The 9196-nt window shown below is 74.6% G+C and carries 9 protein-coding genes; 4 read left to right on the top strand and 5 right to left on the bottom strand.

The annotated features are described in order from the left end of the window. Positions 1-406 (bottom strand): helix-turn-helix transcriptional regulator (locus FK498_RS20235; protein ID WP_141855876.1); only part of this gene is annotated, 406 nt, incomplete at its 3' end. Between the two features lie 138 nt (positions 407-544). On the opposite strand from FK498_RS20235, the gene recO reads away from it, so the two are divergent. The 4 genes from recO to FK498_RS14880 are packed head-to-tail and all read left to right on the top strand — an operon-like array spanning position 545 to position 5307. After that, on the top strand, positions 545-1273 hold the full coding sequence (recO, locus tag FK498_RS14895) for a DNA repair protein RecO (RefSeq protein ID WP_141855874.1): 729 nt from the start codon (positions 545-547) through the stop codon (positions 1271-1273). A 42-nt stretch (positions 1274-1315) separates the two neighbouring features. Next, the gene (locus FK498_RS14890; protein ID WP_141855872.1) at positions 1316-2995 is read left to right on the top strand and encodes a DUF6311 domain-containing protein; all 1680 of its coding nucleotides are present in this window, start codon (positions 1316-1318) and stop codon (positions 2993-2995) included. Then, positions 2992-4500: a glycosyltransferase family 39 protein gene (locus FK498_RS14885; RefSeq protein ID WP_161988433.1), complete on the top strand. Its 1509-nt coding sequence runs from the start codon at positions 2992-2994 to the stop codon at positions 4498-4500. The genes FK498_RS14890 and FK498_RS14885 overlap by 4 nt, the downstream gene beginning before the upstream one ends. A 9-nt stretch (positions 4501-4509) precedes the next feature. Beyond that, positions 4510-5307, top strand: a complete 798-nt coding sequence (locus FK498_RS14880; protein ID WP_141855868.1) for a YdcF family protein — start codon at positions 4510-4512, stop codon at positions 5305-5307. 128 nt (positions 5308-5435) lie between these two features. Here FK498_RS14880 and FK498_RS14875 read toward each other — a convergent pair whose 3' ends face one another. The 4 genes from FK498_RS14875 to FK498_RS14860 all read right to left on the bottom strand — a co-directional run. Beyond that, the gene (locus tag FK498_RS14875; RefSeq protein WP_141855866.1) at positions 5436-6311 is read right to left on the bottom strand and encodes a glycosyltransferase family 2 protein; all 876 of its coding nucleotides are present in this window, start codon (positions 6309-6311) and stop codon (positions 5436-5438) included. Next, positions 6308-7159: a glycosyltransferase family 2 protein gene (locus tag FK498_RS14870; RefSeq protein WP_161988432.1), complete on the bottom strand. Its 852-nt coding sequence runs from the start codon at positions 7157-7159 to the stop codon at positions 6308-6310. Before FK498_RS14870 ends, FK498_RS14875 begins: the two co-directional genes overlap by 4 nt. Next, positions 7152-8279, bottom strand: coding sequence for a glycosyltransferase (locus tag FK498_RS14865; protein ID WP_141855862.1), 1128 nt, complete (start codon positions 8277-8279; stop codon positions 7152-7154). The genes FK498_RS14870 and FK498_RS14865 overlap by 8 nt, the downstream gene beginning before the upstream one ends. Continuing rightward, positions 8276-9196, bottom strand: a 921-nt coding sequence (locus FK498_RS14860) for a glycosyltransferase family 1 protein (RefSeq protein ID WP_141855860.1), incomplete at its 5' end; no start/stop codon positions are given. The genes FK498_RS14860 and FK498_RS14865, both read right to left, overlap by 4 nt.

Below are 9196 nucleotides of genomic sequence, written 5' to 3'. Positions count from 1 at the left end.
CCCGACCATCCTGCTGCCGATGGGCAGCCTCGAGGACCAGGCCCCGCACGCGCCGATGGGCGACTACCTGCTCGCCGATCCGATCGCGCTGCGCATCGCCGCGCGCGCGGTGGCGGTCGGCGGCAAGCAGCGGGTCGTCCTCGGGCACGCGCGCGAGCGCGGCGCGGGCGAGCGCGGCGCCGGGGCCGGTGTCGGCGAGGCGGAAGAAGACGTTCGGTCCCTCGCGCGCGCGCTCGAACACGCCCGCCTCGGCGAGCAGCCTGAGATGGCGCGACAGGCGCGGCTGGGACTGGCCGAGGATCTCGACGAGATCGGTGACGCACCATTCGCCTTCGGCGCCGAGGGCAACCAGACGCAGGCGGGTCGGTTCCGCGATCGCTCGGAGTGCCGTGATGATCTGGTCCATGGCCATGGATGACATAAGCATATGTTTATGTCCAGCCGGCACGGCCGGGGATCGCCCCGCGCGCATGGGGCTTGCCCGCGCGCACCGTCCGCCCTTCCATCGCCCCGACAGCCCACGACACCGGACACAGCGCCACGCATGGAACGCTGGCAGGACGAGGCGATCGTGCTCGCCGCCCGCCCGCACGGCGAGGGCCACGCCATCGTCTCGGTCCTCGCCCGCGCGCGCGGACACTGGCGCGGCCACGTGCGCGGCGGCGCCTCCTCACGCCAGCGCGGCCTCTGGCAGCCCGGCAACGTCCTCGCCGTCGCCTGGAGCGCCCGACTCGCCGACCAGCTCGGCCACCTCACCGGCGAACCGGTGGCCGCGATCGCCGCCGCCGCCATGGACCAGCCGTGGTCGCTCGCCATCCTCGCCTCCGCCTGCGCGGTCGCCGAGGCGGCCCTGCCCGAGCACGAGCCCCATCCGCTCGCCTATGCCGGGCTTGCCGGCCTGCTCGCGCGCATCGGCGAAGGCGTATCCCTCGCCGCCGACTATGTGCGCTGGGAGGTCGCCCTGCTCGCGGAACTCGGCTACGGCCTCGACCTTTCCGCCTGCGCCGTCACCGGCCGCCGCGACGGCCTCGCCTATGTCTCGCCGCGCACCGGCCGCGCCGTGACGGCGGAGGGCGCCGGCGCTTGGGCGGAGCGGCTGCTCGTCCTGCCACGCTTCCTGCGCGGCGACAGCGCGGCCGGGCCCGGCGAGGTCGCCGCCGGATTGCGGCTGACCGGCCACTTCCTCGCGCGCGACGTGTTCGGCCTCGCGCACCGCCCCGTCCCCGCCGCGCGGCTGCGTCTCGCCGAGCGCGCCGAGGCCGAGGGCACCTGATCGCCTTGCCTCTGCCACGCTGCCCGGGCTTGATCCCGCCGCATGGCGCGCCCTCCCGACAGTCTCGCGGCCCGGCCCGCGCACAGCGGCACCGCGATGGCGTTGTCGCTGCTCGCCGCCGTGCTGGCGGGCGCTGCGGTGGCGATCCTCGCCCTCGGCCCGCGCATCCTCGACACCAGCGACGTCGGCTGGATGCTCGCCGGCCCGCTCGGCCCCGATCCGGTCGCGTACTGGCTCGCCTGGACCTTCTTCCGCCGCGCACCCTGGACGCTGCCGCCCGGCCTCAACCCCGCCTACGGGCTCGAACTCGCGAGCGCGATCTTCTACGTCGATGTTGTGCCGCTGCTCGCGCTGGCGCTGAAGGCGCTGCGCGACGTCGTCTCGGTCGAGCAGTACTGGGGACCTTGGCTGGTCGCCTGCGGTGCGCTGCAGGCCGGCCTCGCCTGGCGCCTGATCGGGCTCGCCACGCGCGCTCCGCTCGCGCGTGCGGCCGGCGCGGCGCTGTTCGCCTTCCAGCCCATGATGATCAACCGCATGGGCGGGCATTTCGCGCTGGTGGCCCACTGGCTGCTGCTCGCGGGGCTCGTGCTCTGCCTGCGCGACCCGGCCGGGCGGCGCCAGGGCCTTGCCTGGACGCTGCTGCTCGGCACGGCCGCGCTGATCAATGCCTATCTGCTGGCGATGACGGCGGCGCTCTGGGCGGCGGATCTCGTCGCGCGCGGGCGCAGCGGCCGGCGCCTGGCCGCGCGCGCCGGCGAGGCGGTCGCGGTGGTCGCGGCGGTCGCGTTCGGGCTCTGGCTCGGTGGATTCTTCAGCCTCCCCGGCCCGCTCAAGCCGATCGGGCCGGGCTACGGCGCCATCGGCCTCGATCTGCTCGCCCCCTTCGATCCGGTGGAGTGGGGCCGCCTTCTGCCCGCGCTGCCCACCCTGCGCCACTGGGAGCATGGAGGTTCCTATCTCGGCGCCGGATCGTTCCTGCTGCTCGGCGCCGGGATCGCCGCCCTCCTCACCGGCCGGCTCGGCTGGCGCACGGCGCTCGCCCGGCACGCGCCGCTGGTCGTTGCGCTTCTGGCGATGCTCGCCTTCGCGGTGACGAACCGCGTCGCGGTCGCAGGCCATGTGATCGCCGAGGTCCCTCTGCCCGCGCTCGTGCAGCGCTGTGCCGATCTGCTGCGCGCCTCGGAGCGGTTCTTCTGGCCGCTCGCCTACGCGATGCTGTTCGCCGCGGTCGCCGCCGTGGCCGCGCGCTGGGGCGGGCGGCGTGCGGGGCTGCTGCTGGTCGGCGCGCTTGCGCTGCAGCTCGCCGACATCGGCGGCGGGCTCGCCCGCTACCGTGCCCTGGTCGCGGACGCGCCGCGCACGCCGTCGGAACGGCTCGCCGATCCGTTCTGGGGCGAGGCGGCGCGGCGCTACGTCCGCATTCGTGCCGTGCCGGCCGGCAATCTCGGCGCGCACTGGGAGGAGATCGCGCGCTTCGCTGCGCTGCACGGCCTTGCCACCGACGCGATCTACCATTCGCGCATCGATCGCGAGGCGCTCGGGCGGCTGCGCCTGAGCGTGACCGCCGCACTCGAGGCCGGACGGTGGGAGCCCGGCACGCTCTACGTGCTGCGCGACGAGGAGAGCCTGGCGATCGTCGCGGCGCGCTTCGACCCGGCGCGCGATCTCCTGGCCCGGATCGACGGGCTGACGGTGTTCGCGCCGGGATGGCACGTCCGATGATCGCGACAGTCCTGCGCGGGCCGGGCGTGTTCGCGCTGCTGCTGGCCGTCTCGCTCGCCTGCCGCTGGATGGCCTTCGTGCCTGCGGTGATCGACACCGACGAGGGGCTCTACATGCTCCAGGCGCGCGAGTGGCTGCGCGGCAACTGGCCCTTCGTCGCGGTGTGGGACATGCACCCGCCCGGTGCGCCGGCGCTGATCGCGCTGGCACTCGCGCTGGCGGGCGAGAGCATCCGCTCGGTGCGGCTGCTCGGCGCGTTCTGTGTCGCCCTCGCCGGCTGGGCGCTCCATCTCCTGGTGCGCGCGGCGGGCGGGGTGCCCGCGATCGCGCTCACCGCCGGGCTCGCCTATGTCGTGCTGACCCCGATGTTCACGGGGCTCGCGACCAACACCGAGATCCTGTTCGCCCCCTTCGTGGTGGGCGCGCTCGCGCTGGCGACGCGCCTGGCGCGGCGCGCTCTCGACCATGGCGAGGCGCCGCGGCTGCGCGACCTCGTGCCGATCGGCCTCCTGGTCGGCTGCGGCCTGGTGATCAAGCAGGTGGTGGTGTTCGAGGGCTGCTTCGCCTTCGCGCTCGCCGTGCTGCTGCCGTGGTGGCGCGGTGTGCTCGCCTGGCGGCGCGTGCTGGCGCTGGCGGGCGCCTACGCCGCGCTCTGCGCCACGCCGATCCTGCTGCTCGGCGCGACCTATCTGGCGATGGGCGAAGGGGCGACGCTCTGGGACGCGCTGGTCGAGGCGCCGCTGCGCTACGGCCTCGCGCGGCTGCCGATGGGGCTCGCGGCCTGGGTGGTGGTCGCCGAGCTGCTGACGGCCGCCGCGCCGATGCTGCTGGCGGCGGTGGCGACGGTGCGCCCGATCGCGGAGCATCGCCGCCTGCTCGCGCTGGGCTGGTCGTGGTTCGCGGTCGCGGCTCTCGGCGTCGCCGCACCGGGGATGTTCTTCCGCCACTACTTCCTGATGCTCCTCCCGCCGCTCGGCCTGCTCGCCGCGCTCGGGGCGTGGCGTCTTGCCGCGACGCTGTGGCCCGCCCGCGACCGCGCGGCGGTCGCGCTGCTGGTCGGCCTGCTGGCGCTCGATGCCTGGCGCATGGACGCGGCCCCGCGGCTGCTCGACGGCAGGGGGCTCTACCAGCCCGACCCCGTCCGCCAGGTCGCCGCGGCCCTGCGCGAGACCGTGCCGGCGGGCTCGCGCGTGTTCATGATGAACTACCACGCCGTGGTGCTGGTGCTGGCGGAGATGAACGTGGCCACGCGCTTCGCCTTTCCCGCACAGCTCTCGGGGCGGTTCTTCCGCGCGCTGCCGGTCGACGCCGATCTCGAACTCGCCCGCGTGCTCGCCGCCGGACCGGCGGCGATCATCGTCGATCGCGGCTGGATGCACACGCTGCGGCGGGAGGCGATCGGGATGGTGGAGGAAGCCCTCGCGGCGCGCTACGCGCTCGCCGCCGCGGTGGCGGAGGAGCGCGGGCCGGTGGAGATCTGGCGCCGCCGCGACCCGGCGGAGTAGGAGCGGGGGATGGACACGATCCTGCACATCCTCTCCAAGACCTTCTGGCTGGTCGCGCGGCCCGGCACCTTCGCGCTGCTCCTCGCCTGCATCGGCTTGGCGCTGGTCTGGCGCGGCCGGCGCTGGGGGCGCTGGCCGCTGGCCGTCGGGCTCGGCGTCTACGTCGCGGTGCTCGCCACACCCCTCGCGCCCTGGGTGGTCATGCCGCTCGAGGACCGTTTCGCGCGACCCGCCGCGCCGCCCGCGCGCGTCGACGGCGTGATCGTGCTCGGCGGCGCGGTCGACCAGAACCTCACCGAGGCGCGGGGCATTCCGGCGCTGAACGGCGCGGCGGAGCGGATGACGGAACTGGTCGCCCTGGCGCGCCGCTACCCCGAGGCGCGGCTCGCCTTCACCGGCGGCCAGGGCTCGCTCGTCCATGGCCGGCTGACCGAGGCGGATGTCGCGCGGCGCCTCTTCGCCGCGCTCGGCGTCCCGGAGGGCCGCGTCGCCTACGAGGACCGCTCGCGCAACACCTGGGAGAACGCGGTCTTCACGCACCGGCTGCTGGAGCCGAAGCCGGGCGAGACCTGGCTGCTGGTGACCTCGGCGAGCCACATGCCGCGCTCGGTCGGCGCGTTCCGCCGCGCCGGCTGGCAGGTGGTGCCTTGGCCGGTGAACTACCGCACCGGGCACGGCTTCGCCGCGCTCTACGACGCGCCGTTCCCGGAACGGCTGCAGATGTTCGAGGCCGGCCTGCGCGAGTGGCTGGGGTTGCTCGTGTATCGCGTGCTCGGCCGCAGCGACGCGCTGTTTCCCGCGCCCTGATCATACCCGGAGCACAAGGGTTTGACCTTTGTGCGGAGGGTATGGCGCGCGGGGCTCAAGGGGCGGCCGCGCGCACAACCAAGGCCTGATGCCCGGCCGGCAAAGGTCGAACCGTTGTCGGCCGGGTATCAGAGCTCCAGCACGCGCGCCGGCGCGGCGCGGCCGCGCAGGAGATCCCACAGCGCGAGCAGGTTGCCGCGCAGTCGGCCGAAACGGTCCACGTAGGGTTCGGGCGCGAGCGAGCGCACCGCGTTGATCAGCGTGTGCCGCGCCGCCGAGGGGATCGCGTGGCTCCAGGGGAAGGTGCCCTTGCGCGCGAGATAGACCGGGTTGGCGATCTGGCTGTAGCCGAGCCGGAGCCCGGGCGTGCGCGCCTGCTTCACCCCGAGATGCACCCCGCGCGCACCCGCGAGCCGGAGGATCGCGCCATGCCGGCCGAGCGCGCGGGTGAAGTCGATGTCCTCGTACCAGGCGTAGAGCGGCAGCGCCTCGTCCACGCGGATGCCGGTCTGCCGCACCACGCGCATGCGCACCGCCATGTTGCAGCCGTAGCCGTTGAAGTGCGGCGCGGCGGCGAGCGGATCGGCGGGGCCCGTGTCGGCGGCGAGCAGCGCGCGGCCCTGCTCGACGCTGATGCCCGGCCCCTTGGCACCGTCGGCGATCACGGTGCCCGTCGCGACCACGCAGTCCGGATGCGCCTCCATCACCCGCTCCAGAACCGCGAGGTACTCCGCTGCCGCGAGGAAGTCGTCGTCCAGGAACAGCAGGATGTCGGCGTCGGTCGCCTCCAGGATGGCGTTGCGCTGGCGCGGCAGGCCCGGGGTGGTGGCGAGGAACACGATGTCCGGGCGCGTCGCCGGCAGATCGCCCACGTCCTCCGGCCCGACATGGCAGATCAGGATCGCATCCGGCGCGCGCGTCTGGCGCGCAAGCTCCGCGATCGTCTCGGCGAGGATGCCCGGACGGTTGCGCGTGGCGATGCCGACGGCGAGGCGAAGCGTCATGAGCGGGCCTCGCGCGCGCGGAAGCCCTCGAGCCGGCCGCGGAACGTCGCCAGGTAGTAGGCGACGCCGAGGCGGTCGCGCCTGAGTGCGGCGAGCATCATCCCGCCGAGCGGTCGGACGAAGAACGGCAGCCAGACGCCGATCCCCGGCGCATGCCGGCGCAGCGCGACGCCCAGGCCGGCGCCGTAGACCCGCGCACGCTCCACGGCCACCGGCGTGAGCCGCTTGTCCGGATGGACGATGCGCAGCGCCGGGTCGTAGCGCGCCCGGTGCCCGGCGCGGATCGCGCGCGCGACGAGATCGTTGCCCTCGGCCGAACCCCAGCCCGTGCCCGGTCCCATGCGCTCGTCGAAGCCGCCGAGCGCGCGCGCGACGTCGCGCCTCAGGAACAGGTTGAACTCGATCACGCTGGTCCAGAGATTGGCGAGCGTGATCGGCCCGCCCTTCGTGCGCCAGCGGCCCGAGCCGAGCCCGCCCGCGGGCGAGGCGGCGGGGCCGGTCAGCACCGCGAGGGCGGGATCGGCGGCGAAGGCGGCGTCCACGCGGTCGAGCACCCCCGGCGGCAGGATGCAGTCGTCGTCGGGGAAGGCGACGATCGCACCCTGCGCCTCGGCGAGTCCGAGATTGCGCGCCCGGTTCGCATGCGCGCGGTCGCTTCGGAGATGCGTGACGGGCAGGCGGTCGGCGAAGCGGGCGAGGATCGGCACCAGCCGGTCGTCCGCGTTCTGATCGACCACGATCACCTCGAGATCGTCGCGTCCCTGCGCGCGGAGCGAGTCGAGCAGCGCGCCGAGATCGGCGTCGCGGCCGCGCGTGGCGACGATCAGCGAGAAGCGCGGCTCAGCCATGGCCGAGATGCCGCGCGGCCGCCGCGCGCAGCCCGTCGCGGAACCGCGCCGCCGAGAAGCGCTCGGCATTGGCGCGGCAGGCGGCGGGCGTGAACGCGCCGCGGTTGCGCTCGAACCGCTCCACCGCCTCGATCAGCGCCTCGGCCGTCTGTTCGGCGAACAGCAGTCCCGTCGGCGCGTCGCTCTCCTCGGGCGTGCGCACGATGTCGCACGAACCTCCGCGGCCGAAGGCGAGCATCGGCGTGCCGCAGGCCTGCGCCTCCACCATGGCGATGCCGAAATCCTCCTCGGCGATGTGCAGGCACGCGCGCGCGGACTGCATCAGCGCGACGAGCTCGGCCTTGCCGACATGGCCGCGGAAGCTGATGTTCGGTGCGTCGCCGGCGGCTTGGCGCACCGCCCGCATCTGCGGCCCGTCGCCGACGATCACCAGCCTGCGGTCGGGCATGCGCCGGAACGAGGCGGCGGCGAGATCGACGCGCTTGTAGGGCACCATGCGCGAGGCGATCAGGTAGAAGTCCTGCTTCGCCGCGACGGGCGTGAACGAGTCCGTATCCACCGGAGGATGCAGCACCTCGGCCTCGCGGCGCCACACCTTGCGGATGCGCTCGGCGATGTAGCGCGAGTTGGCGAGGATCGCGTCGGGGCGCGCGGCGCTCGCATGATCCCAGAGGCGCAGCCGGTGCAGCAGCCAGCGCGCATAGGCACCCTTCAGCCCGCGTTCCAGCCCGGCCTCGCGCAGGTACTGCGCCTGCAGGTCCCAGGCATAGCGCATCGGCGAGTGGACATAGGCGAGGTGCAGCGTGCCCGGCCCCGTGATCGCGCCCTTCGCCACCGCGTGCGAGGACGAGACGACCAGGTCGTATCCCGAGAGGTCGAGCGTTTCGATCGCGAGCGGCATCAGCCCGAGATACATCCGGAAGCGCCGGCGCGCGAAGGGCAGGCGCTGGATGAAGGTGGTGCGCGGGATGCGCCCGCCGAGGAAGCCACGCTCGGCTTCGGGGAGGAAGTCGCACAGCGCGTAGAGGTCCGCCTCCGGCCAGACCGCGAGCATCTGCTCGAGCACCCGTTCGGAGCCCGCATAGGTGTCGAGCCATTCGTGGACGATCGCGACCCTCATCGGAGATCCGCCGGCAATGCGTCGCGCAGCGCCTCGGCGGCCGCGCGCCAGGTGAAGCGGGCGGCGCGCGCCCGCCCGCGCGCGCCGAGCTCCTCGGCGAGGCCGGGCTGGTCGAGCAGCCGCGTCAGCGCCGCGACGAGCGACCCGGGCGCCTCGGGCTCGAACAGCAGCGCCGCGTCGCCCACCGTCTCCGGCACCGCTCCCGCCCGCGCCGCGACCACCGGGCAGCCGCAGGCCATCGCCTCGACCGGCGGCAGGCCGAACCCCTCGTAGCGCGAGGGGAACAGAAGCGCGGCGGCATGCTCGTAGAGCGCGCGCAGTTCGGCGTCGCTGACGCGGCCGAGCGCGACCGCCCCGGCGGCACTGCCGGCAGCGCGGAACACGGCCGGATCGGCACGCCCCGCGATCGCGAGCCGCACGCCGCGCGCGTGCAGCAACGAGGCGGCGGCGCCGAGCGCGGCGAGGTTCTTGTGCGCCGCCCCCGTGCCGACCGCGAGCACGTAGCGGCCGGGCACGAGGCCGTTCCGATCGAGAACCGAGGCATCCGCAGGCGCGCGCAGGATGTGCTCCGCGCCCTCCGGGATCACGGCGATACGGCCGGGGTCGAGGCCGAGCCGCAGGGCCAGCCGGTCGCGCGAGAAGGACGAGACCGTGACGATGCGCGCGCCGAGCCGCGCGAGCGCGCGGTGCAGCACCCGGTACCAGGAGCGGAAGGCGAGGCCGTAGGACTCGGGCGTGTCGAAGGCGCCCGCGTCGTGGATCACCACGGTCTGGCGGGCGCGCACGGCGAGCGGCGCGGTGTTGCCGAGGCTGAGCAGCCAGTCGCCCCCGAGCGCGCGCGGCAGGTCGATCTGCTCCCAGACCTGGCCGCGGCGCCGCCCGACGGTCGCGGCGCCGAGCGCGGCGCAGGCGGGAAG

The organism is Elioraea sp. Yellowstone (assembly GCF_006704265.1).
GTDB lineage: Bacteria > Pseudomonadota > Alphaproteobacteria > Acetobacterales > Acetobacteraceae > Elioraea.
The sequence above is the reverse complement of the archived record's forward strand: the minus strand, read 5'-3'. Positions and strand labels throughout refer to the sequence as shown.